Consider the following 24,091-nt stretch of genomic DNA (forward strand, 5'->3'; position numbering starts at 1 on the left):
GATATTCATCCAGATATCGACGGGTCCGCAGCCAGCCGCTTGTCATCCGTCGCCAGACCTTGTGCGACATCAGCGACACATCAGCGCGACACCTCCATCCCGACCCGCAGCACCACGGACACCATTTCCGCCTGACGGTGGGTATAGGTCTTGGCCAGCACCTGCTTCAGGTAGCTTCGCGCCGTCCCCTTGGCAATTCCCAGCTCTTCGGCCGCCTCGGCCAGGTCCATGCCGCGCGCCAGCAGGATCGCCAGGGCGGCCTCGCGCCGCGTGAAACGAAAAGTCGTGGCGAGCAGCACCGGGTCGATGCCGGGCGGCCGGTTGGGCTCCATTACGAACAGGATCACGCGGGTGGCCGTGCTGATGCCCTCCGGCACATCGGACGCGTCCACCGGCAGGATGCGCACGACCAATGGGGCAAGCGGCGGACGGCGGGCCACGGCACGGCGCATCGGCGCCAGCGGCACGGCCGGCATGCCGTCGGCGCTGCTGCACCGCCTGTTGATGCCTACCGCCGCGGCGATCGCATCCTGCAGCGCGCGGGCGTCGCTCGCGGCCATGGCCGACACCTGGTGCCGCGTCAGGACCAGCCCGTCGCTGTCGCGTGCCAGCAGCTCGGCGCGCGGGTTGGCAAAAATCGGCCGCATCCGCGCATCGAGCAGGATCACGCCGAAGTCCAGCCGGGCAATCACCTCGTACGCGTCCCGGGCGCGGCGGTCGGCAAGGTCGAGCCGGCTTTGCACCTCGATCGCGGCAGCCAGGTGCGGCACGATGCGGCGGGCAGCGTTCACATCGTTCGGGCTGAAATCGACGGCGCCCAGTTCGCGGCCTGCCGCGAAATAGACCTGGTGGTCGGGCAGGCGCAGCAGCGGCGCGGCAATGCCATAGAAGCCGCCAGCCGGCCGGATGATGTCGTTGTAGAGGGCGGACCGCCGGAAGGCCGCGTCGGCCATCAGTGCGTGCTGGCGCAGCGGTTTGCCCAGCGGGCAGGCGTGGGTCCAGCGGATGAGTCCATGTTCGACTTCCCGCCGGATCCAGGGCGGCGGTGCGTCGCAGCCCGACATCACCGCCATGCCCGGCACGCCGCTGCCCTGGGCGCTGAGGATGGCCTTGTGGCCGCCGATCGCATGGGCGACGGCGGTGACGGCGCCAGGCCATTGCCCGGGCGCCAGCGCGGCTTCATAGATGTGCCGGATCGCCCGATGAACCGTGTCGATGCGCGTCATGGTCACCCCCAGGTCGCCGTCCATTTCCCCCCCAAATGGGAGTGCCCGTCGGCGCAAAGCTGAGGGAGACTATAGGCCGGTTTGGCCTTTGAGGGAGCATTTCATGCCAGCGGCCTTGTCCTATCCCGGTGTCTACATCCAGGAAGTCCCCAGCGGCGTTCGCACCATTACCGGCGTGGCGACGTCGGTCACCGCCTTCGTCGGACGCGCCGTTGCCGGACCGGTCGACGCCCCCCGGATGCTGACCGGATTCGCGGATTTCGAACGGCGATTCGGCGGTCTCGACCTGACCTGCCCGATGAGCTATGCCGTGCGCGACTTCTATGCCAACGGCGGCTCGCTCGCGCTGGTGGTTCGGGTGGCACCGGATACCGCCCGCGCGGCCACGATCATGCTGGGCAACGACGCCAGCCCGCCGGTCGGGCTGGTGCTGGAAGCGTCCAGTCCGGGTGCATGGGGCAACCGGCTGAGCGCTACCGTGGATCACGACACCGACCTGGCCATGCCGGTCACGTCGCCCCCCACGCCGTCCACCACCTTCAATCTGATCGTGCGATATCGGCACAGGCCCGGACGGGATGAATTCTCGACGGAGCGCTTCGGGTCCGTCTCGCTCACGCCGGGCGACCCGCGCTATCTGCCGCAGCTGCTCGAGCGCCAGTCGATCTACGTTCGCGTCAAGGGCGACCTGCCGGCGGACCGGCCACCGGAGTTCACCACCGGCACCGGCGTACAGCGCAAGGCCGTGTGGGTCGATGCCGACGCGGGATCGGGCGACGATGGCGGCGAGCTCGATGACAGCCACGTGTTGGGGGAACGCGATCCCAAGACCGGCCTGTATGCCCTGGATCAAGCCGACCTGTTCAACCTGCTGTGCATCCCGCCGCTGGGCCGCGATACGTCTGCCTTGCCATCGACCTACGTCATGCCCTCGGCGGCCGTGTACAGCGCGGCACTGGACTACTGCGTGGAACGCCGCGCCGTGCTGATCGTCGATCCGGACCCGGCCTGGGCCACGCCGGTTGACGAGTCGATCCGCAATGCCATGCAGGGCCGCAATGCGCTCAACCTGACCGGCCCGTCGGCACGCAACGCGGCGCTGTATTTTCCGTGCGTGCGCCAGGCCGATCCGCTGCTGGACGGCCGCATCGATACTTTCGTGCCATCGGGGATCATCGCGGGCGTCATCGCGCGCACCGACGCGTCCCGCGGGGTGTGGAAGGCGCCGGCCGGGCTCGACGCCTCGCTGACCGGCGTGCAGGACCTGCAGATCAACATGAATGATCTGGAAAACGGGCAGCTCAATCCCCTGGGCATCAACTGCCTGCGATCGTTCGGCGTCAACGGCCGGATCGTGTGGGGCGCGCGTACGCTGCGCGGCGCCGATGAAAGCGCCGACGAATACAAGTACCTGCCCGTCAGGCGGCTGGCGTTGTTCATCGAAGAAAGCCTGTATCGCGGCACGCAATGGGTCGTGTTCGAACCGAACGACGAACCGCTGTGGGCACAGGTTCGCCTGAACGTGGGGGCCTTCATGCAGGGACTGTTCCGGCAGGGCGCGTTTCAGGGTGCGTCGCCGCGTGACGCCTACTTCGTGCGTTGCGATGCCCAGACCACGACCCAGCATGACATCGACCTTGGCGTGCTGAACGTGGCGGTCGGCTTTGCGCCGCTCAAGCCGGCGGAATTCGTGGTCATCCAGATCCAGCAGATGGCCGGGCAGATCGCGACCTAGCGCGAGGGGATCCATGCACGTTTCCGTCAGCAGGATGTTTGATTCGGACCCAACCGGGAGGCGGTCGCCATGGCCCAGTTCAGCGTCAACGCACAACGTTTCGACCCCTACAAGAACTTCAAATTCCGGGTGAAGTGGGATGGCCGCTATGTGGCCGGCGTGACCAAGGTGGGTGCGCTCAAGCGCAGCACGGAGCCGGTCGAACACCGCGAGGGGGGCGATCCGTCGACCACCCGCAAGTCGCCCGGCCGGACCAAGTACGACGCGATCACACTGGAACGCGGCGTGACGCACGACACCGAGTTCGAAAAGTGGGCCAACAAGGTCTGGAACTACGGGTCGGGCCTGGGGGCCGAGGTGTCGCTCAAGGACTTTCGCAAGGACCTGATCATCGAGGTCTACAACGAGGCCGGGCAGTGCGTGCTGGCCTACAAGGTGTATCGCTGCTGGGTGTCCGAATACCAGGCGCTGCCCGACCTGGACGCCAGTGCGAGTGCCATTGCGATCCAGCACATCAAGCTCGAGAACGAAGGGTGGGAGCGCGACTACGACGTGGTCGAGCCGTCCGAGCCGACCTACACCGAACCCGCCGTCTGAAGGCATGAGCCATGCGCGCCCTGACGCCGCACGATGTGCTTGCCTTGTGGGACGAGGGCGCCCACCGGCATCCGCTCGACCGCAGCGCGCTGCTATGCGCTCGGGCGCGCAGCGATCTGCCGGCCGACACGATCGTCGACCTGCCCCTGGGCGAAGTCACCCGCAGCGTGTTGCGGCTGCGCGAAGCCACCTTTGGCGGGCGGATCGACAGCCATGTGGATTGCCCATTCTGCGGCGCGCGGCTGGCGGTGTCGGTCATGACCTCCGAGGTGTTGCCCGGGGACGCGGCGGCGCAGGTGGTTGACGCCGCGCACGGACTGCGGCCGCCGACCTTACGCGACCTGGCGGCGGTGGCTGACGTGCCCGATGCCGAGGACGGTGCGCGGCGCCTGTTGCAACGCTGCATGACGGCGTCGGCGCCGGCGTCCTTGCTCGACGCGGACCTGGCGGAAATCGAAGCCTTGTTCGAAGCCCTGGACCCCAACGCCGATGTGGGACTGCAGGTGATCTGCACGGAGTGCGGCAAGCCGGTGCTGGCCACGCTGGATGCCACGGTGGTGCTGTGGGACGAGATCGAAGCGCAGGGCAAGGCGCTGCTGCGCATGGTGCACGTGCTGGCGGTGGCGTACGGGTGGACCGAAAGCGAGACCCTTGCGCTGAGTCCGGTGCGCCGCGCGGCCTATATGGCCATGGTGTCGCCATGAACGGGATCCTGCATCGTCTGGCCACGCGCGCGGCAGGTACTGCCGTGACGGCGCGGTCGGATGCGCGGCTGGGCGGAAGGATCCCCGGGCTTGCGTCGGGTGGAGCGGTGGCTGGACGCGACGGGTGGCGGGGCGGGTGGCGCGGCGGGGGTGGGCAAGGGGCCGGGGGTGCAGGACACGGTGGTCAGGCTGCGGCGTATGGGGTCGATGCGTGGGGCGTTGGTGGGCAGGGGGATCTGGCGCGGGGGGATGATGTGCGCGGATTGGGTGCGCTGGGCAGTGATGGGCAGGGGCGTGAAGCGTCTGGGTTTGATCCCTATGGCACCGATGGGTACGGCACGGAGGGTTATGGCAGGGATGCCTATGGCACGGATGCATCGGCCGGCGGCAATGGCACGGGTTCCGGCCTGGGAAGCGGCAACGGCAACGGCAACGGCAACGGCAACGGCAACGGCAACGCGTCGCGTGCGTCTTCACATGACGGCAGGGCGGTGCCTGCACCGTTGCTTGGCGTGCGCGCCGGGTCGCAGTCCGGAAGCGGATCGTTGTCCTTTACAACCAACGTGTCACCGTCAGTCGTGGCCGCACCGGGCGATGCAGGCACGGATGGGGCAGTGTCGCCACGCAACGTGTCGGGGCCATGGAATGGCGCGGGTGGCATGTCTAATGCGGCGGGCGGCGGCCAGGGTGTCGACAGCATCTGGTCAGGTGCCGACGATCATGCGGCGTTCAACCCGTCTGCTCGCGGCGCTGTCTACCCGCCACGCCTGCTGGCGTCGAACGGATCGTTGTCGACAGCAACGATCAGTGGGCTTTCGGATCCGCGTATGCAGGCGACCGTGCGCGCCATCGCCCATGACCTGGCCACCGACATCGCTGCGGCACACGGGCCGTCCAACGCCCACGGCGCCGAAACCGAGATCACCATTCACATCGGCCGCATCGACGTGACGGCCGTGCGCGCGCCTGCCGCCAAGCCGGCCCAGGCGACGGCCGCATCGGCCGCGGCCATGTCGCTCGACGCCTATCTGTCACGTCGCCAACGGAGCGGGACATGAGCTCCGCGCTGGCCATCGCGGCGGTCACGGCCGTGCTGCGCGACCTGCTCAACGACGGCTTGATCCGCGCGAACCTGAGTGGCGTGCTGGGCAGTGCGGCGACCGTCAGTGTGCTGGCGCCCGACCGTGTGGTGTCGGGAAGCGCGTCCGAGACGTCGCAGCTCAATCTGTTCCTGTATGCGGTCACGCCCAACCTTGGGTGGCGCAATGACGCGCTGCCGTCGCGGGACGTGTCGGGCAGGACGCGGCTGTCGAACCCGCCCCTGGCGCTTGATCTGCATTACCTGGTGTCGGCCTACAGCGGCGGTGATCTGCATGCCGACATGCTGCTGGGCGTTGCCATGCAGGTGCTGCATGAAACCCCCGTGCTGACGCGCGAGCGCATCCGTGCCGCGCTGACGCCCGCGGGGGGCGGGGCGGCGACCCCGGCCTTGCGCGCGCTGGCGGCCTCGGGGCTGGCGGATCAGGTGGAGCTGGTCAAGCTGACGCCCGAGTATCTGACCGGCGAGGACTCGTCAAAAATCTGGTCCGCCATTCAAAGCCATTTTCGGCCGACGGCTGGGTACCTGGCGTCGGTCGTGCTGATCGAAGCCAGCGAGCCGACGCGCTCGCCCTTGCCGGTGCTGAGCCGCGGCACGGTCGATCCGGTCTCGGGCCGGGACCGCGGGGTGGTGGTGACGCCCACACTGGCCCCGCCCGCGCCGATGCTGACGCTGGCCGTGCCGCCACTGCGGCAACCCGTTGCACGCATCGGCGACGTGATCGAACTGCAGGGGCAGCGCCTGGAAGGCAGCGCGCGCGAGGTGGTGCTCAGTCATGACCGCCATGACATCGATCAGGTCGTGCCCGCGATGGCCGCTACGCCAGACGCCGCCACGCACGTGCGGTTCGTGCTCGATGCGTCCTTGGCGGAGGCCTTGCCTGCAGGCATGTACCGGGTGCGGGTGCGCGTGACACCTCCGGCAGAATCGCGGCCGCGATCGACCAATGACGTGGCGCTGGTGCTTGCGCCGCACATCGCCAATCTACCCATGACGGTGACGCGTGACGCGGCAGGCAGCGCCGCGTTCGCCATCGACTTCATGCCGGCCTTGCGCGCCGGCCAGCAAGCGGTACTGGTGCTGGGGAGCGCACAGTACCTGCCGCTTGAAAGCACCCTGCCGACCCGGACCTTGCGCTTCCTGATTCCGGATGCGCCCGTTGGCAACCACCTGGCGCGGCTGCGGATCGATGGCATCGACAGCCCGATCGTCGACCTGTCGGCCGACCCGCCTGCAACGCCCACGTTCCTGGATCAACGGGTAGCCATTCAATGAGCGCCGACGACCGACTCCACGCGTGGACCACCGCCAACCAGGCCCTGCTGGCGGCGGAGTTTGGCGTATGGAAAGCGCGTTTGGGGGAAGTGGATGGCAATGGGGTGGACGCCACCGATGCCGACGCTGCCGAGGCCGATGCGCAAGCCGCGCTGCATGCCGCGCACGACGCCATGCCGGCTCGCGCGCCGATCGATACCCTGACCGACGCGTTTGCACTGAGCGCGTTCGAGCGGTCGTTGCTGCTGCTGGTGGCCGGCGCCGAGATGGATGCGGAACTGGCGGATCTGTGTGGGCATGCCGTCGGGCAGCCGCAGCATCCGTGGGCCACCTTTGGCCTGGCGCTGAACCTGCTGCCGGATCCGCACTGGAGCGCGCTCGCGCGCACGCAGCCGCTGCGCCGGTGGCGGCTGATCGAGGTCGATGCCGACGCGGCGCTGGTCACCGCGCGGCTGCGGCTGGATGAACGGGTGCTGCACTACCTGGCCGGCATGAACCTGATGGATGCGCGGCTGCTGCCTTTGCTCCGCGCGGTGTCGCCACCACTGCGGATGGCCGGGTCGCACGAGGCGCTGGCGCAGGCCGTGGCGCGCCAGTTGGCGGGGCCCGAGGAGACGGCGCAGGAGGGGAGGGCGCAGGAGCAGAGGACGCAGGGACAGGGTGCCCAGGCACAGGGGACGCAGGGACAGGGTGCCCAGGCACAGGGGACGCAGGCACAGGGAACGCAGGAGCCGGGTGCGGCCGACAGGTCAACCCCCGCGCCGTTGATTTTTTTTCATGGCGACGATGCGTCGGGCCGGGAAGATGTCGCGGCGCGGTGCGCGGATGTGCTCGGCTTGCGGATGCATGCGTTGAACGCGCAGGCCTTGCCGGCCAGCTTTGCGGAACTGGCCGATGTCGCGGTGCTGTGGGAACGGGAAGCGGCGCTTGGCGCGGGCGCGTTGTTGATCGACTGTGACGAGGAGGTGGGCGGTGGCTTGGGGCAGATAGCGGGCGGCTCTGCGGCCGCGACGGACCCGTCGGTCATGACACGCGCCAAGGCGTTTGCCGAAGCGGTGGGCGGGCTGATCTTCATGGGCGCCCGCACGCCGGTGGCGCTGCGGCGGGACACGCGCTTGCACGCGGTGGACCGGCCGTCCGCCGCCGAGCAGCGTGCGTTGTGGACGGCCGCATTGGGTAATGCCGCAGCAGGGCATGAGGCGAAGATCGAGGCCGACGTCGAGGCCGTCGCAGGGCAGTTCCGGTTGAGCGCTCGCGGCATTGCGGGCGCCGCAGCGGCGGCCCTGGCCGCCCCATCGCTTGCCGACGGTGCGTTGTGGCGGGCATGCCGCGAGCGCGCCTCGGCCAGCCTGGGCGAACTGGCGCATCGCATCGCCGACCGCGCGACCTGGGACGACCTGGTGTTGCCTGCGGCGCAGAAGGCCACGCTGGCGCAGATCGTGGCGCACGTGCGGCATCGGCGCCAGGTGCTTGAAACCTGGGGCTTTGCCGATCGAGGCGGGCGCGGGCTGGGCATCACGGTGCTGTTCGCAGGGGACAGCGGCACCGGCAAGACCTTCGCGGCTGAAGTGCTGGCCACCGAGCTGTCGCTGGACCTGTTCCGCGTGGACCTGTCGGGCGTCGTCAGCAAGTACATCGGCGAGACGGAAAAGAACCTTCGGCGGGTGTTCGACGCCGCCGAGGAAAGCGGCGCCATCCTGCTGTTCGATGAAGCCGACGCGCTGTTCGGCAAGCGCAGCGAGGTGCGCGACAGCCATGATCGTTATGCCAATGTCGAAGTCAGCTACCTGTTGCAGCGGATGGAAACCTATCACGGTCTTGCCATCCTGACGACCAATCACAAGGCGGCACTGGACAGTGCGTTCATGCGGCGGCTGCGTTTCGTGGTGCAGTTTCCGTTTCCCGAAACCGCCGAGCGCGAGGCGATCTGGCGCCGCGCATTTCCGCAGGCCACCCCGACCGACAGCCTGGCCTTCGAGAAGCTGGCCCGGCTGCAAGCCTCGGGCGGACAGATCCAGAACATGGCCTTGGGCGCGGCGTTCCTGGCGGCCGCGGAGGGCGGGCCGGTCAGGATGGCGCATGTGCTTACTGCGGTGCGCACGGATGGCACGCGGTTCGACCGTCCGGTGTCGGATACGGAAACGCGGGGGTGGGTATGACACGCATCGTGCTGCGGATCGACCGCCTCAGGCTGCATGGCATCGACGCGTCCGAGGGCGAGGCCGTGGCGCGGGCCTTGCAGGACACTTTGGCGCATGCATTGCGGGAACGCGTCGATGCCATGCCGTCGGCGGCGACCGTGGTGGCTGCCTTGCAGGCGAGTGCGTCCGGGGCATCCAGGGAAGGGCGCGGCACCCTGCATGTCACGGCCGGCCATTCACCCGCCGCTTTGGGCGCCAGCGTGGCGCAGGGCATCGCGCGGGGGTGGTTGCCATGAGCGGCGCAGCGGCAGGGCGTGTGAGTGCGCCCGCACGGGCGCAGGCTGCGTCGTTGTCATCGACAACGACATCGGTGACGAGATCCGCAGCGACATCCGGAAAGACATCGGTGACGACATCTGGAAAGACATCCGGAACGACATCCGGCCTGGCGGCCAGGCCATGCCGTGCGTGCGCGGCCAAGGCGGGCAAAGCGACGCCTTCGTCATCGACACGGGACGGCGCGCAGGCTCACGTTTCGGGCAACAGGTCAGGGACGGCTTCGACCGCAGCCACGGCCAGCGCCTGCACCACGTGCAGCCCGCCCGCGCGCCGGTCATTTGCTTCGATGCCGTTGCACGCGCCACGTCCAGCCAGCGTGACATCACTGGAACGTGAAGCCGACCGGTTTGCCGACGCGCATGTCCATGATGGGCCGGTCGCCGACCTGCCTGGCACCGGGCCCGCCGCAGCGCCCACCACGACCGCACCCACCACCGCGGCGCCCATGCCCCCGGCCGCTACCGCCGCCACCGCCTCCACGCCGTCCCTGTCCCGCGGCGCCGCGCGGCACGTCTCCACCGACACCAATCCGCTCATGACCGCGACGGTGACCGCCGCGGTGGCCACGCCGCACGACCCTGTGCCGGACGGTGTCCTGCAGACATTTTCACCGGCGCTGCGGCCCGATCTTTCCCACGCCCGGCTGCACCGCGGCGCCGACGCGCACGCGCTTGCACGCATGGCGGGGGCGCACGCCTTTGCGCACGGGGCCGACATCGTGCTCGGCCAGTCTGCATCCGACCTGCACAGCGCGGCGAGCCGGCATGTGCTGGCGCATGAACTGGCGCACGTCGTGCAGCAATCGCCCTGGGCGGGATCCGCCGCCGCGCCGCGCACGCTGTTCAGCATGAAGACCTATGTGGCGGCAATGAACCGCAAGCCGGAGCCCGACTGGGCCACAGCCGCTGAGCACTTGAACGGCGAGCCGGCCACGTCGATCAGGCAGGTCCTGAAGCATCTGTCGCGCGCGCATCGCGCGAAGTTGCACGAAGCCGCGCGGAGGTGGCCGGGACTGTGTTCGAACATCGGGCAGATGACGGAAGCGGACTACCTGCAGGAGCGAGGCCCGGCCGCCGCCACGGGCGAGCGCGTGGCCGACGCCTGCAACAAGCCGGCAGCGGGACCCCAGGCCGCGGCGCCGGCACCGCCCGCGCAGCCCGCCCCGATCGCGACGCCCGGCGAGCTGACCCAGAAGGACGCCGACGAGTGCTCGCCGCTGTACCAGCACAAGCTGTGCGTCTACATCGTGGGTGGATTCAATGGCGATCGTTCGGGTGTCGAGACGCCGGACCAGATGGCCGAGTACAACGCATCGTGCCGCAGGGAGTCGGGCTACATCGGCCCCGATGTGGGACTGAGTGCCGAGGACCGCATCGCATTGCAGACGCCCAAGTGCCCACGCGGCGACCCGGACACCGCGCGCGAGCGGGCCGCGGCCGCGCGGCTGGCCGATGCGATCCGGCGGTCGGTCAAGTACATGCCGGCCGGTGCGGGCGACCAGTTGCTGGCGCTGCTGACCGACAAGCTATTCATTGGCAGTCTGGTGGCCGCAGTGGGCGTCTATCTTGCCTTATGGGCGTTCCCGGAACCCGTGTTCACCAAGCTGGCCGCCGCGGCAACGACCATCGCGGTGCTGTCGACGGGCGCATTCACGCTGTCGGCCATCCTGAACCTGGCGCAAGCCTGGAGCGATGTCATGACGGCATCCGAGGCCGCCACCACCGACGCGCAGATCGAGCAGGCGGGGGAACAGTTCGGCAAGCGGATGGGCGCGGTCACGGTCGACCTGCTGGTCTTTCTTGCGTCGCTCCTGATCGGTGGGAAGTTGCCGACGCCCAAGGGCTTGCCGCCGGCGGCCAAGGCGCTGACCGACGCCAGGCAGGTGCTGGCGGCAGCACCGAAAGGCGGTGTCGTTCTGGACACGCCCATGGGCAAACTGATGCCGTTTGAAGCGCCCTCTGCGCCGCGCCGGCCGACCTCGGGCCCGAGGTCGGGCGCATCGTCAGGCCCGGTGGCGGGCGGCGGTTCCGAGGCGGTCCAGTTTTATCCGAACGCTGACGTCCTGCCGGCACGACCTGGCCCAAGGCTGGTGCACCCCGCGCCCGCCGAGCCGGCCGTCCCGGACAATCTGCGCCATCTGCCCGTGCCCAAGCCGCGCCCGGCGCCCGTGGAGCCTGCGCCGGCGGTCGAGTCGCCCCCGGCCGCCAACCAGCAGACCGTTCCTGTCCCGCTGGCGCCGGGCGCGGGCGCCGGGCCGTCGGCTTCGCCGCAACCCCTGCCGCAACCCCTGCCGCAACCGCAGCCGGATCCGCCAGGGCAGCATCGGCCGCCGTTCGTACTGTGGTTGCCCTTGCAGAAGGCCCCGCATCTGCAGAGGTACCGCCGCTGGCTGGGCCAATTGCGGTCGGACCCGCATTACGACCGGGGTGAACCGGGTCAGTCCGGACGCTGGCACAGGGCGCTGCGCGCGGGTGGCTCGCACGCGATCCCGATGTCGGTGTACGAGCGAGGGCACGCCCTGGGTCTGACGGGCGCCCGCGGCGAAGCGCGCATTCGTGTGCCGAACTGGTCGGCCACCCGGTCGGTCCAGATGCAGGTCGACCACATCATCGAACTGCAAATCGCGCCGCCCGCCATGCGCAGCGACTTCAACGGACCCGACAACTTCGAGCTGCTGGACTCGGCGGCGAATGCGTCGTCGGGACCCCAGATGCGATGGCGGATCCAGGAAGAGCGCGCCAGGCAGGTCGCAGTCGATCCGTCGCTGGCCAACCAGGTTCTGTTTTTCGACGAGGTTCGTCTGGATACCGGCATGCCCGGCGAACGCTGGAGTATCGACGCGATCCGCGCCGGCCGGCATCTGGACTATTACGAGAATCATCATGCGCCTTGACGACTTTCCCCGCCCCGATGGCGATCGACGCCCCGACGACACCGCCCGCCTCATCGATGCGTGGCAGCGCATCGAGCAGTGGTACGGCGCCACCGATCCTCCGCTGGACCCCGGCTTTCGGCCGCCGGTGTCGGTCGCCGGGTTGTCGATGCTGGTGCAGCAGCTGGGCAGCCTGGTGCCCGAATCGGTCGAGATGCTGCTGCGGCGGCACGATGGCGGAGTCGACGGGCGGTTTCCGTTGCCGATGCGCGCAACCGAACCGACTTGCTGGCGCATGTTGTCGGCGGCCGAGATCGCCGCCGAGGCGCAGCGGCTGTCCGAGGTGGCGCGATCCTTGTTGTCGGTCGTGCCGGTGCGCGCCGAAGGACCGGTGGCGGCGGTCTGGTGGGATTACGGGTGGATTCCGTTGTGCGAGTGCGGCACCGGGGATCTGGTCTGCATCGACCAGGCGCCACCACCGGGCGGCACGGTGGGGCAGCTGCTGCTGTACGCCCACGATGCGCCCGAACGGCGCACCTTGTATGCCGGGCTGGCCGACTGGATCGACGAGGCGGCAGGGGACCTCATGGCCGGCCGCTACCGGCATGAACGGGGCGTCGGGCTGTGGCCGGCAGGCGGTTTGTCATGACCGGCTTTCCGAACTCGCCGCGCGTGGTCAAGGGTGGCCTGGTGCTGGTGGATCCCAAGACCGCGGCGCTGCTGCGCATCATCTCGCTGCAGTACAACGCCGATTCCCTTACCCGCACCCTGCAGACGCAGGCGGCCGGATCGGACAGTGGCGGGCGCACCGAGCCGCTGCGCTTCAAGGGGCCGGCGGTCGAGACGATCAAGCTGGATGCCGACATCGACGCGACCGATCAGCTCGAGCAACCCGGGCAGCATCCGTCCGCTACCGCCCATGGCATCGCGCCGCAGCTGGCCCTGCTCGAATCGCTGGTGCAGCCGGCCGCGTCGCAACTGAGCGGCGTCGAGCGGGCGGCCAATTCCGGGGTGCTCGAGATCGCGCCCATGCTGGCGCCGCTGACCCTGTTCGTGTGGGGCAAGCACCGGATCGTGCCAGTGCGGCTCAGCGATTTTTCGATTACCGAAGAAGCGTTCGACCCGTCGCTCAATCCGATCCGCGCGCGGGTCAGCCTGGGCATGCGGGTCATGTCGGTGGACGACCTGGGCTTTTCATCGAAGGGGGGTGGCCTGTTCCTGGCCTATTTGCAGGGCAAGGAAGCCCTGGCGTCCAAGGCGCAGCCCGGCACGTTCGCTGCGATGGGAATCGGGGGGATAGGCTGATGGATCCGGTCCAGGCGTTCCTGCAGGCCAACGCGTTGACACCCGCGCCGCATGCGCCGGGCAGCCGCTACTACGGCGTGCCCACGGCGCAGATGACGATGCCCGATGGCCTTGCCGTGGTCTATCTGAAGCGGCGCTTTCTGCCTCCCGCCTCGGCCTTCAGTGTGCTGAAGACCGTGCCGGTCGCGCCGGATGACCGGCTCGACACGATCGCCGCGCAGCACCTGGGCGATCCCCTGCAATGGTGGCGGATCGCCGATGGCAATGGCGCGATGCTGCCCGAAGCCCTGGTTGCGAACGTCGCGAGCCAGCCTGCCGCGGCCCTGGCCATCACCCTGCCCGAAGGCATGGCTGGAGCCGGCGATGCGGAATGACCGGGGGCAGCCATGCTGAACCAGGGCATCCAGCTGAGCCTGTCGATGGGGCCGGTCATTCCGCTGCCCGTGCCGCGCGTGGTGCTCGATGCGCTCGACAAGGTCGAGGTCAAGACCTCGGCAGGCAGCGCCAGCGGGTTCCAGCTGACCTTCCAGATCACGGCGCGGTCGGCGCTCAATGCCATCTTCGTGCTGGCGGCGGGCAACAACACGTCGATGGGCACGCCGCCGCTGCGCATCCTGATGGTCGTCACGCTGGACGGTACGCCCCACGCCCTGTTCGACGGGGTCATGACGAATGTGGAAGTGCAGCCTGGCACCCAGGGGGCAGCGGGCAGCCTGACGGTCACGGGCGAGGACGTCAGCAAGGTCATGGACATGCAGGACTTCAGCGGGCTGCCGCTGCCCGCCATGCCGATCGAAGCACGCGTGGCGCTGCTGTGCGCCAAGTACGCCGCGTTCGGGGTGATCCCCTTGCCCATCCCGGTGCTGTTTCCCGAGGTGCCGATGCCGATCGACAAGATCCCGGCGCAGCAGGGCACCGACCTGGCCTACATCCGGCAGCTGGCCGATGCGGTCGGCTACGTGTTCTACATCGAACCCGGTCCGGCGCCGGGCATCAACATCGCGTATTTCGGGCCGGAGCTCAAGCTGGGCATTCCGCAGCCCGCGCTCAATGTCGACATGGATGCGCGCACCAATGTCGAGTCGCTGACCTTCAACTTCGAGCCGACCAAGGGGGTGCTGCCCGTGGTGTTCATCCAGAATGCATTGACGCGCCTGCCGATTCCGATCCCGGTGCCGAACCTCAATCCGCTGCAGCCGCCGCTTGGCGCGCTGCCCGCGCCGATCGCCAACCTGAAGCTGTTGAAGGACACCGCCAAGCTGTCGCCCATGCAGGCGCTGTCGCGCGGCCTGGCCGAAGCCAGGGCCTCGCAGGACGCGGTCAGCGGGCATGGCAGCCTGGACGTGCTGCGCTACGGCCGTCTGCTCAAGGCACGCGGACTGGTGGGCGTGCGCGGCGTGGGGGTGGCCTACGACGGCCTGTATTTTGTGAAGAGCGTGACCAGCACGCTCAAGCGCGGCGAGTTCAAGCAAAGCTTCGACCTGACCCGCAACGGACTTGTTTCCCTTACACCGCGGGTGCCGACATGAGCGAGAAATACCTGGGCAAGTATCGCGGAATGGTGCTGAACAACATCGATCCGATGCGGCTGAACCGGCTGCAGGTCCAGGTGCCCGACGTGGCCGGCGTGTTGCCGGTGACGTGGGCCATGCCCTGCGTGCCGGTGGCCGGACTGCAGAATGGCTTCGTGGCCTTGCCCGTGATCGGGTCGGGCGTGTGGGTCGAGTTCGAACAGGGCGACCCCGACTATCCGATCTGGGTCGGATGCTTCTGGGGCAGCGCGGTCGAAGTGCCCCTGCTCGCCAACGCCGCGCCGCCGGGCGTGCAAAGCATCACGATGCAGACGGCCCTGCAGAACGGGCTGACGATCAGTGACGTGCCCGGTCCCACGGGCGGCATCATGCTCAAGAGCACGACGGGCGCGACGCTGATCGTCAATGACACAGGCATCACTATCCAGAACGGCAAGGGCGCGTCGATCGTGATGACCGGCCCCACCGTCACCGTCAATGCCGGCGCGCTGGTCGTCGTATAGGAGACCGCCATGCCAGGACCTCTGCTTCATCTGGGCGCCACCGTGATGTGCATGCATGGCGGGCCCGCGCAGCCGACCGCCCCCAACCCGCGCGTGATGGTGTCGGGCCAGCCGGTGGTGACGATGGCCGCGCCGTACGTGGTGGCCGGCTGCGCCTTCGTGCCACCGGCGGGAAACGGACCCTGCGTGACGGCGCAGTGGGTAACGGCTGCCACCCGGGTGCTGGTGGGCGGCATGCCCGTGGTGCTGGCCGACAGCCAGGCGATCTGCGCGCCGACCGGCACGCCGCTGCTGCCCGTGGCCATGCAGACCCGGGTGATCGGGAGTTGAGGCCATGGACATCGCCTTTCCGTATCGGGTCGATGGCACGGGCCGCACCGCGGCCGCCGAGCATGAGGACGCGCACCTGCGTGACCTGATCGAACAGGTGCTGTTCACGGTGCCCGGCGAGCGCGTGATGCGGCCCGACTTTGGCTGCGGGCTGCTGCAACTGGTGTTCGCGCCGAACAGCGAGGCGCTGGTCGCAACGCTGCAGGCACTGGTGCAGGGCGCCTTGCAGCAGACGCTGGGCACCCGGATCCGGGTGGACGACGTGACGGCGCACAGCCTGGACGCGACCTTGACGGTCGAAGTGCGCTACACGGTGCTGCGCACGCAGTCCGCACGTATCGCAAGCTTCGTGCGCGAGGTGCCGGCATGAGCACCCTCGGCCGGGTCGCGGCGGTACGTGCCGCGGCGCTGGAAACCCCACCGCGCTGGATCAATGGCATCGACTACCTGGAGGTTGCGCCGTCGCAAAAGCAGTTGCACGTCGTGTTCGTGCACCCGCTCGATCGGGTGCCGGCGCAGCCGCTCAAACGCTTCCAGGTGGAAGTGCGTGGAGGCAGCCGGGTGCGCGATCCGGCCGTGACCGGCATCGCATGGCACGGCAAGGTCCTGACCGTGGACCTGGCGACCGAAGGCGATTTTTCGGACTACCTGCTGCGGCTGGTGGCGGGCCCGGGGTCGGATGCGCCACCCGACGACATCGACCCGGCGCTGGCCCGCATCACCTTCCGCTTCAAGGTGGATTGCCCGAGCGATTTCGATTGCCGGGTCGAACGCAATTGCGTTGATGCCACCGAGGCGCCGCCGCCGATCGACTACCTGGCGCGCGACTATCCCAGCCTGCGGCGGCTGGTGCTGGACCGGCTGGCCACGCTGATGCCGGACTGGACCGAGCGCAATCCGGCGGACCTGTGGGTGACGCTGGCCGAAGCGCTGGCCTATCGGGGGGATGAGCTGTCGTACTACCAGGACGCCGTCGCGACCGAGGCCTACCTGGGCACCGCGCGGCAGCGGGTGTCGGTGCGCCGGCATGCGCGGCTGCTGGACTACACGCTGCACGATGGCAACAACGCACGGGTGTGGGTGGCGTTCGAAGCCGGGCCGGGCGGCGACGGGTTGACGCTGCAGGGCTGCCATCCGGATACCGGAATGGACGGGACCCTGCTGTTGACCGCGGTGCCGGGGTTGGCGCCGGCGATCGGGGTGCCGGCGGGGGCGGGCGCTGCGGGGGGCTCGTCCGCCGCGGACGCGCTGCGCACCGCCCTGGCCGCGGGCGCCGAGCCCTTCGAGCTCGTCACGCCGGTGACGGTGTTCCCGGCGCACAACGACTTGCGCTTCTACACCTGGAGCGACGATGAAGGCTGCCTGCCGGCGGGCGCCACCGACGCCACCTTGTGCGATGACGATGCCGCCCGCTTGCGGCTGATGCCGGGGGATCTGTTGCTGCTGGAAGCGCGGGCGGGCGACACCACGGGCGCCCGGGCCGATGCCGATCCGCATCGCCGATGGGTGGTGCGCCTGACACATGTGGATCCGGCGGCGAAGACCGCGGGCACGTCGCGGCAGGCCGGGCCCCTGCGCCGCGATCCGGTCACGGGTCAGGCCTATGTGACCGTGCGGTGGGCCGCCGCCGACGCCTTGCCGTTTGCGCTGTGCCTGTCCAAGCGCATAGACGGGGTGCTGGTGCGCGACATGTCGGGCGCGTGCGGCAATGTGGGCCTGGCCGATCATGGCCTGAGCGCGCCGCGGGCCAACCGCTTGTCACCCGCGGTACGGCTGCGCATCGGCCAGCGCGCGGCGCCCTATCGCCTGCCGCAGACCGAGGTGCGTCCCCTGACCCGACAAAGCCGCGTGCGCGCCTTGCGGGCAGATGGCCGCGCCGGTCCCCCGGTGTTGATCGATGCCAAAGGCAGCGCGGTGTCGGCCCTGGTCTGGGACACGGGCGATGCGCGGCCGGCGATCGATGTGCGCACGGAAGGTGCGCGCCGGGACGGCAAGGCGCCGTCCTGGACGCCGCAGCGGGACCTGCTGGGCAGCGGTCCGATGGCGCGAGACTTCGTGGTGGAAACCGACAATGCCGGCGTGGCGATGCTGCGTTTTGGCGACGATGTGAACGGCAGCGCGCCAGCCGCGCACGAAGGCCTGCTGGCGCGGGTGCGGACCGGCAATGGCGCGAAGGGCAATATCGGTGCCGAGTCGCTTGCGCACGTTGCCGCGCAGGCGGGCGATGTGGTTCGCGTGCGCAATCCGATGCCGGCGGTGGGCGGCGTCGATCCGCAGTCCTTGGATGAAGCGATCCTGTATGCGCCGCAGGCCTTCCGGCGCCAGCAGCGGGCCGTGACGGCGCACGATTACGCCGACCGTGTCACGCGGGCCCCTGGGGTGCAGCGCGCGGTGGAGACGCGGCGGTGGACCGGCAGCTGGTACACGATGTTCATTACCGTGGACCCGCGCGCGGGCATCGCGCCCGGGGCGGCCGGCACGCTTGATCCCGTCTACGAGGCAAGCCTGGCGGCCTTCGTGGAAAGCCATCGGCTGGCGGGGCACGACCTGGAATTCGATGCGCCGCGCTATGTCTCGCTCGACGTGGCGCTGCACGTATGCACGCGTCCGGGCTATTTCACCGATGACGTGGAACGGCGCCTGTTGCAGGTGTTCAGTGCGGATCGCCTGGGTGACGGGCGCACGGGTTTCTTCCATGCGGACCGCTACAGCTTTGGCGAGCCGGTGTATCTCAGCGCCGTGATTGCCGTGGCCATGCAGGTGCCGGGGGTGGCCTATGTCGCGCCGCTGCGCTTTCAGCGATCGGGACGGCGGGCCGCGGGCGAACTGGACGCTGGCCGTATCGACATCGGGCGGCTGGAAATCGCGCGCCTGGACAACGATCCCAACGCGCCGGAACACGGCCGCCTGCAGTTCCAGGTCGAGCCCGGGGGAATGCCATGAGCGACGTCTTCAGCGATGGCGTGAGCCATGGGGTTGGCGCCGCGGCCGATGCGGATTGCGGCTGCTGCGAGGGCCTGCCGATGCCTGCGCCGCCAGCCAATGCACCGGGCCTGGCGGCCTTGCGGTATCGCATCGACACGCAGCCGGGTTTTCGGGCGCGCATGGTGCAAAGCCTGCCGCTGGCGCAAGGGGGGCTGTCAAGTCTGCTGACGCGGCGCCCCGAGGATCCCAGCATGGCCTTGCTCGATGCGGCCGCGTGTGTGGCCGACGTGCTCACCTTCTACCAGGAACGCATCGCCAACGAAGGCTTCCTGGCCACCGCCACCGAACGGCGTTCGGTATTGGAATTGGCGCGCGCCGTCGGCTACACCCTGCGGCCGGGGGTGGCCGCCACCGTGCATCTGTCGTTCATGGTCGAAGACGCGCCCGGTGCGCCCGGTGTCTGCACCTTGCCTGCGGGCTTGCCGGTGCAGAGCATTCCCCCGCAAGGCAAATTGCCGCAGGTGTTCGAGACCCGCGACGCGATCATCGCCCATGCGGAATGGAATGCCCTGCGGCCGCGGCAGATGCGGCCGGCCGACATCGCGGTGCTGGATGTGGCGGGCCCACCCGACCCCAACGGCGCGGCCACGACGCGGCGGGTGCTGGCGCTGGCAGGTCCGGTCGGAAGCTTCGGCGCGGCGGCGGCGGGCGGGGGGAATGCAGGTCTGAATGCGGGTCTGCATACCAACCTCAGCACCGCCAACCTGTATCGGCTCGACCCGACGTTACCCGCCGATGCGGTGTCAGACGCGGTCGAGATCGGGCAGGTGTTCCTGTCGGATGCGGGCGCCGGTTCGGGTGCTGGCATGGCGGCCGGCGACCTGCTGTTGTTCGCCGCGCGTCGCGGCAAGGCCTTCTTGCGGCTGGTGATGCGCGTGGTGGCGGTCACCCCCGAACCCGCCTTGCACCGGGTGAAGGTGGACCTGGAGCCCTTGCCCGAGCCTGCCGCCCCCCCGCCGCCGCCACAGGCAGCCGCGTTGCGGGGCCTGCCGTATGCCCAGGTCGTGCCGATGGCGCGATCGCCGTCTGGGTTTGCGCGGATGCCGGGAACGGGCACCCTGTCCATGACGACCACGGCGGTGGCCACCGCCATCACGACCCGTACGCTGCGTGAAAACGAATTGCAGACGCTGATCGGCATGCAGGGCTGGAACCGCGCGGCCGTGGTCAGGACCGTCAGCGCGGGCAATGCGGGCGCGGCTGCGTCGGCGGGGGTGTCGAATGGGCTGTCCGCCGGGGTGTTTTCCTTCGGCGCCAAGGTCGGCTTTTTTGGCAACAACGCGCCCAGGTGGGGGATGCTGCCCAAGCCCGACAGCCTGCGCGCCGACCCCTATCCGCTGCCGTGGGACCGCGGCGATACCGGCAGCGATGGCCAGCCGCTCGCGGCCGACCGCAGCATCTGGCAGAGCTCGCAGGCCCGGTCGCAGGGTGCGCGCGTCTACCTGGAACGTCCGGTGCCCGACCTGGCGCCTGCCAGCTGGGTCGTGGTCGACTCGCCTTACCTGCCGGCCGAGCCCTATGCGGTGGCTGATGCGCGCGCCGTGTCGCGCGCCGACTTCGGCATGTCGGGACGCGCCATGGAAGTCACCTTGGCCGATGGCGCGCAGCCACCGGGCGCCCTGTCCAAGCCGGAATTTTCCTTCCGCAGCAGCACGGCGCATGTGGCCAGCCGCAAGCTCGATCGGGTGGCATTGCCGATCGATGCGCCGGTGGCCGCGGGCATGGACCGCATCGAGCTGGACACGCTGGTGCTGGGCCTGGCCGCGGGCCAGCCGCTGGCACTGACGGGCATGCGGGCGGACCTGGCCGGCGTGGACGCCGCCGAGATCGCGATACTGGAAGAGGTCGTCCATCGCGACGGCCGCAGCACCTTGCGGCTCAAGCATGGGCTGCGCTTCAGCTATCTGCGGGGCAGTCTGCGCATCAATGCCAACACGGTGGTGGCAACGCACGGTGAAAGCGTGCGCGAGGTGCTGGGCAATGGCAATGCGGCACAGGGCCACCAGCGTTTCGTGCTGCGCCGTCCGCCCACGACGTGGCTGTCGGCCGCCACGCCCGACGGGGTCATCAGTACGCTGACGATCCGGGTCAATGGCGTGCGGTGGGATCCCGTGCCGTCGCTGTATGGCGTCGGTCCGCACGAACGGGTGTACACCACGCGCATCGACGACGACGGCCGCACCGAAGTGCTGTTCGGCGACGGCGTCTCGGGCGCGCGCCTGCCCACCGGCATGGTCAACCTCGAAGCCAGCTACCGCACCGGCATGGGCCCCGATGGCGACGTGGCGGCCAACACCCTGACCCAGCCCCGCGCAATGCCTTTGGGCCTGCGCGGTGTGACCAACCCCTTGCCCGCCACGGGCGCCGCCGACCGCGAACACCTGGCCGACGCGCGCGTGCATGTGCCCCGCAGCCTGCAGGTCTTTGACCGGGTGGTGTCGGCGCTCGACTACGCGGCGTATGCCCGTGTCTACCCGGGCATCGGCAAGGCGCGCGCCGATGTGCTGTGGGTGGACGGCCAGCCGCGTGTTGCGCTGAGCGTGACGGGCGCCACGGGTAACGCCGTGGGTGACACGGTACTGGCCAATCTGGCGGCGTCCATCGCCAACGTCAGCGATCCGTCGCAGCGCTTTGACGTGTCGACCTGCGCGTTGCGGCTGTTCCGCTGCCACGCGCGTGTGCTGGCCGATCCGCGGCACGAGAAAGCCGACGTGATCCGGCGCGTGACATCCGCGCTGCTTGACGCCTTCGGACCCGGGGCGCGCGACATCGGCCAGCCTGTCACGGCGGCCGAGATCATTGCGTGCATCCAGGGCGTGCCCGGTGTGGTCGCGGTGGACCTGGAAGCGCTGGCCTTGCTCGATGACGCGGCCGGGTCACCTGCGTGGCACGCGGCACGGCGGCCAACGAGGTTCAACGTGGCGGCTGTTGCGGTCCCTGCCGTGCCGGCCGGGCTTCCGGCCTATGGTGCGCGTTGGAACGCCACGACCCGCCGGGCCATTCCCGCCGAGCTGTTGCACATCAGCGCCGATGCACTTTCCATCACGGACATGACGCCATGAGCCAGCTGACGCCCGAGCGCCTGTATGCGCTGCTGCCCGCGTTCCATCGTGTGCGTGACGCGGAACAGGGCGAGCCGCTGCGCACCTTGCTGCACGTGATCGAGACCGAGCTGGAGCGCGTCGAAACCGATATCGCGGGGCTGTACGAAAACTGGTTCATCGAGACCTGCGACGAGTGGGTCGTGCCCTATATCGGCGACCTGCTCGGGGTACGGCCGATCCGGCCCATCGTGTCGGCAGGCGTCAGCACGCGGGCCTATGTGGCCAACACCATCGCCTATCGCCGCCGCAAGGGCACGGCGCTGGTGCTCGAACAACTGGCGAACGACGTGACAGGGTGGCCCGCGCATGTCGTCGAATCGTTCAAACGGCTTGCGACGACGCAGCATGTGAATCACGTTCGTGTCGTGCCCACTGCCACGGCCGGCGTGCGCGACGCCGCGGCGGCGGAATGGGCGGGCGGTGCCTTCGATCCCTTCTCGCACACCGCCGACATGCGGTCCGCGGCGCGCGGCGGTCGTCATGCCATTTCCCATGTCGCGCTTTATCTGTGGCGGCTGCGCAGCTACCGCCTGGGCGGCGGCGACCCGGGTGACGAGGCCGCCGACTTCGTCAGTGCACGTCGCGAGGGGCCCGGCGATGGGGCAGGCGATTGGCAGGTGCATCCGGTGGGGTGCGATGCGCCCCTGTTCAACATCCCGCGTACCGAGACCGCCATCACGCAGGCCAGCGCGGAAGAGGACGTGCCCGGCCGCGTGCGGGCGCTGGCCTTGCATGCCGATGCCGACCGCCTGCGCCGCGGCGACAACGTGCCGCCTTTGCGCTTCCTGACCGATGACGCACCCGTGCTGCGCGTGTTCGTGCGGCTGGCCGGCAGCCCCGCGATGCTCGAGGTTCCGCGCGACGCCGTCTACGCCTGCCGCCTGCCGCAGCCCCGTCCGGGCGAGCCGCTGCCGGCCCTGGCCATGGCGATCGATCCCCAACGCGGACGCATCCGGTTCTCCGATGGCTTGCCGGTCGATGCAGTCTGGACGCAGCACAGCTACGGTTTCGCGGGCGACCTGGGCGGCGGCCCCTATGACCGGAACGCCGCCTTGCGCGCCATCGGCCTGGCCCTGGCGGGCAGCGCCGCCGCGGTCGGTGAACCCGTCTTCGATGCCCCGGATGTCTGGCAGGCGGGCGTCTCGCACCTGCTTGCCGATGACGGCCGGGGCCAGGTGTTCCCGTCCTTGCGCGAGGCAGTGGCGGCATGGAATGCGGTGCCCGCCGGGCGCACGGGGGTCATCGTGATCATGGACAGCATGAGCGAGCAGGACGAGCAGGGCGCGCCCACACTGCCGCTCCAGATCCATATTGGCGAGCGGTCACGCCTGCTGATCGTGGCCGGCGGGTGGCCGCGCGAGCCGGTGCAGGAAGACGGCGGAGGTAGCGGCGCAGCAGGCACCGGCATGGCTGGGACTGCGCCCGGCGACACCCTCGTCCGCCGGGCCGGCACGGTCGATGCCAGCGGCGTGCGCGCGCATCGGATTGGGGATGTGGTGGTCCATGGCACGGCACCCGCCAGCACGAGCGACGGCGGCGCGTGTGTCATCAACGGCCTTCTGCTGGAAGGGCGGCTGGAGGTCGCGGCGGGCAATCTGGGGCAACTGGTGCTGTCGCATTGTTCGTTGGTGGCTTCTGTTGCGGGCGTTGGCGGTTCGGGCATCGATGACATCCCTGCCATCGAACCGCCGTCCGCGCTCATCGTTCGTCCGGGCGGCAATGCGCAGCTTGCGGTGCGGATCGAACGGTCCATCTGCCCCGCCGTGCAGGTGGCCGATCCGATTCGCACGGTGTCCATCGTCGACAGTCTGATCGGCGGCGGGGAAGGGGCCGCTGCACGCCAAGCCGCACCCCCACCCCCACCCGCACCCTGCCTTGCCGCGCCCCGCACCGCGGCGACGCTTCTGCGCAGCACCTTCTTTAGCCCGGTCACCGTGCAATCGCTGTCCGCGTCCGACTGCATTTTTGCGGCAGGCGTGCAGGCGGCGCGGCGGCAGACCGGCTGCGTGCGCTTCAGTTATGTGCCTGCCGGATCGGCGGTGCCGCGGCGCTATCGGTGCCAGCCCGACCTGGAAATCGCGGCGCGGGGGGCAGCGATGCGCGCCGAGGCTCGCGCGTCCTTGCGTCCCTTGTTCGTGTCGCGCGAATACGGCGATCCGGGCTTCGGGCAGCTCGAGACCCGCTGCGCCGTGCAGCTTCGCACGGGCGCCGAAAGCGGCGCCGAGATGGGCGCCTTCGAATTCCTGCATCAACCGCAACGGGAAGCCAACCTGCGCGGCGCACTCGACGAATACCTGCGCTTCGGTCTGGAAGCCAGCCTGATTGTCGTGACCTGAAGTTCATG

20 protein-coding genes are annotated in these 24,091 nt (G+C 69.4%); 19 read left to right on the forward strand and 1 reads right to left on the reverse strand.

The annotated features are described in order from the left end of the window. Positions 1-80: 80 nt before the first annotated feature. Positions 81-1,250, reverse strand: a complete 1,170-nt coding sequence (locus IE116_RS17665; RefSeq protein ID WP_229828268.1) for a helix-turn-helix transcriptional regulator — start codon at positions 1,248-1,250, stop codon at positions 81-83. Between the two features lie 79 nt (positions 1,251-1,329). Here IE116_RS17665 and IE116_RS17670 point away from each other — a divergent pair, with 79 nt between their 5' ends. The 19 genes from IE116_RS17670 to IE116_RS17760 all read left to right on the forward strand — a co-directional run bounded on the left by IE116_RS17670 (position 1,330) and on the right by IE116_RS17760 (position 24,083). After that, complete coding sequence (locus tag IE116_RS17670; RefSeq protein ID WP_189614220.1) at positions 1,330-2,961, forward strand: phage tail sheath family protein; 1,632 nt, start codon at positions 1,330-1,332, stop codon at positions 2,959-2,961. Between the two features lie 69 nt (positions 2,962-3,030). Further along, entirely contained in the window at positions 3,031-3,558 is a 528-nt protein-coding gene (locus tag IE116_RS17675) for a phage tail protein (protein WP_189614221.1), read from the forward strand. Between the two features lie 11 nt (positions 3,559-3,569). Further along, positions 3,570-4,262, forward strand: a complete 693-nt coding sequence (locus tag IE116_RS17680) for a hypothetical protein (protein WP_189614222.1) — start codon at positions 3,570-3,572, stop codon at positions 4,260-4,262. Further along, on the forward strand, positions 4,259-5,320 hold the full coding sequence (locus tag IE116_RS17685; protein ID WP_189614223.1) for a hypothetical protein: 1,062 nt from the start codon (positions 4,259-4,261) through the stop codon (positions 5,318-5,320). The genes IE116_RS17680 and IE116_RS17685 overlap by 4 nt, the downstream gene beginning before the upstream one ends. Further along, complete coding sequence (locus IE116_RS17690; protein WP_189614224.1) at positions 5,317-6,636, forward strand: Pvc16 family protein; 1,320 nt, start codon at positions 5,317-5,319, stop codon at positions 6,634-6,636. Before IE116_RS17685 ends, IE116_RS17690 begins: the two co-directional genes overlap by 4 nt. After that, positions 6,633-8,795: an AAA family ATPase gene (locus IE116_RS17695; protein WP_189614225.1), complete on the forward strand. Its 2,163-nt coding sequence runs from the start codon at positions 6,633-6,635 to the stop codon at positions 8,793-8,795. The genes IE116_RS17690 and IE116_RS17695 overlap by 4 nt, the downstream gene beginning before the upstream one ends. Beyond that, positions 8,792-9,073, forward strand: a complete 282-nt coding sequence (locus IE116_RS17700) for a hypothetical protein (RefSeq protein ID WP_189614226.1) — start codon at positions 8,792-8,794, stop codon at positions 9,071-9,073. Before IE116_RS17695 ends, IE116_RS17700 begins: the two co-directional genes overlap by 4 nt. Beyond that, entirely contained in the window at positions 8,997-9,452 is a 456-nt protein-coding gene (locus IE116_RS17705; protein ID WP_189614227.1) for a hypothetical protein, read from the forward strand. Before IE116_RS17700 ends, IE116_RS17705 begins: the two co-directional genes overlap by 77 nt. Further along, complete coding sequence (locus IE116_RS17710) at positions 9,433-12,009, forward strand: eCIS core domain-containing protein (protein ID WP_189614228.1); 2,577 nt, start codon at positions 9,433-9,435, stop codon at positions 12,007-12,009. Before IE116_RS17705 ends, IE116_RS17710 begins: the two co-directional genes overlap by 20 nt. After that, entirely contained in the window at positions 11,999-12,637 is a 639-nt protein-coding gene (locus tag IE116_RS17715; protein WP_189614229.1) for an SMI1/KNR4 family protein, read from the forward strand. Before IE116_RS17710 ends, IE116_RS17715 begins: the two co-directional genes overlap by 11 nt. Beyond that, positions 12,634-13,293 carry a hypothetical protein gene (locus IE116_RS17720; protein ID WP_189614230.1) on the forward strand — a complete coding sequence of 220 codons (660 nt, stop codon included), beginning with the start codon at positions 12,634-12,636 and terminating at the stop codon, positions 13,291-13,293. The genes IE116_RS17715 and IE116_RS17720 overlap by 4 nt, the downstream gene beginning before the upstream one ends. Beyond that, positions 13,293-13,667 carry a LysM domain-containing protein gene (locus IE116_RS17725; RefSeq protein ID WP_229828270.1) on the forward strand — a complete coding sequence of 125 codons (375 nt, stop codon included), beginning with the start codon at positions 13,293-13,295 and terminating at the stop codon, positions 13,665-13,667. The genes IE116_RS17720 and IE116_RS17725 overlap by 1 nt, the downstream gene beginning before the upstream one ends. Positions 13,668-13,679: 12 nt before the next feature. After that, positions 13,680-14,822 (forward strand): hypothetical protein, encoded by a 1,143-nt coding sequence (locus tag IE116_RS17730; protein ID WP_189614231.1) that lies wholly within the window; start codon positions 13,680-13,682, stop codon positions 14,820-14,822. Next, the gene (locus tag IE116_RS17735; protein ID WP_189614232.1) at positions 14,819-15,328 is read left to right on the forward strand and encodes a phage baseplate assembly protein V; all 510 of its coding nucleotides are present in this window, start codon (positions 14,819-14,821) and stop codon (positions 15,326-15,328) included. Before IE116_RS17730 ends, IE116_RS17735 begins: the two co-directional genes overlap by 4 nt. A 9-nt stretch (positions 15,329-15,337) precedes the next feature. Further along, the gene (locus IE116_RS17740) at positions 15,338-15,658 is read left to right on the forward strand and encodes a hypothetical protein (protein ID WP_189614233.1); all 321 of its coding nucleotides are present in this window, start codon (positions 15,338-15,340) and stop codon (positions 15,656-15,658) included. 4 nt (positions 15,659-15,662) lie between these two features. Continuing rightward, the gene (locus IE116_RS17745) at positions 15,663-16,028 is read left to right on the forward strand and encodes a GPW/gp25 family protein (RefSeq protein WP_189614234.1); all 366 of its coding nucleotides are present in this window, start codon (positions 15,663-15,665) and stop codon (positions 16,026-16,028) included. Continuing rightward, a complete protein-coding gene (locus IE116_RS17750; protein WP_189614235.1) occupies positions 16,025-18,601 on the forward strand; it encodes a putative baseplate assembly protein in 2,577 nt (858 codons plus the stop codon). Before IE116_RS17745 ends, IE116_RS17750 begins: the two co-directional genes overlap by 4 nt. Further along, positions 18,598-21,705 (forward strand): baseplate J/gp47 family protein, encoded by a 3,108-nt coding sequence (locus IE116_RS17755; protein ID WP_189614236.1) that lies wholly within the window; start codon positions 18,598-18,600, stop codon positions 21,703-21,705. Before IE116_RS17750 ends, IE116_RS17755 begins: the two co-directional genes overlap by 4 nt. Continuing rightward, positions 21,702-24,083 (forward strand): hypothetical protein, encoded by a 2,382-nt coding sequence (locus tag IE116_RS17760; protein WP_189614237.1) that lies wholly within the window; start codon positions 21,702-21,704, stop codon positions 24,081-24,083. Before IE116_RS17755 ends, IE116_RS17760 begins: the two co-directional genes overlap by 4 nt. The last annotated feature ends 8 nt before the right edge of the window (positions 24,084-24,091 follow it).

Source organism: Pigmentiphaga litoralis (assembly GCF_014651835.1).
In the GTDB taxonomy this organism is placed as follows: Bacteria; Pseudomonadota; Gammaproteobacteria; order Burkholderiales; family Burkholderiaceae_B; genus Pigmentiphaga; species Pigmentiphaga litoralis.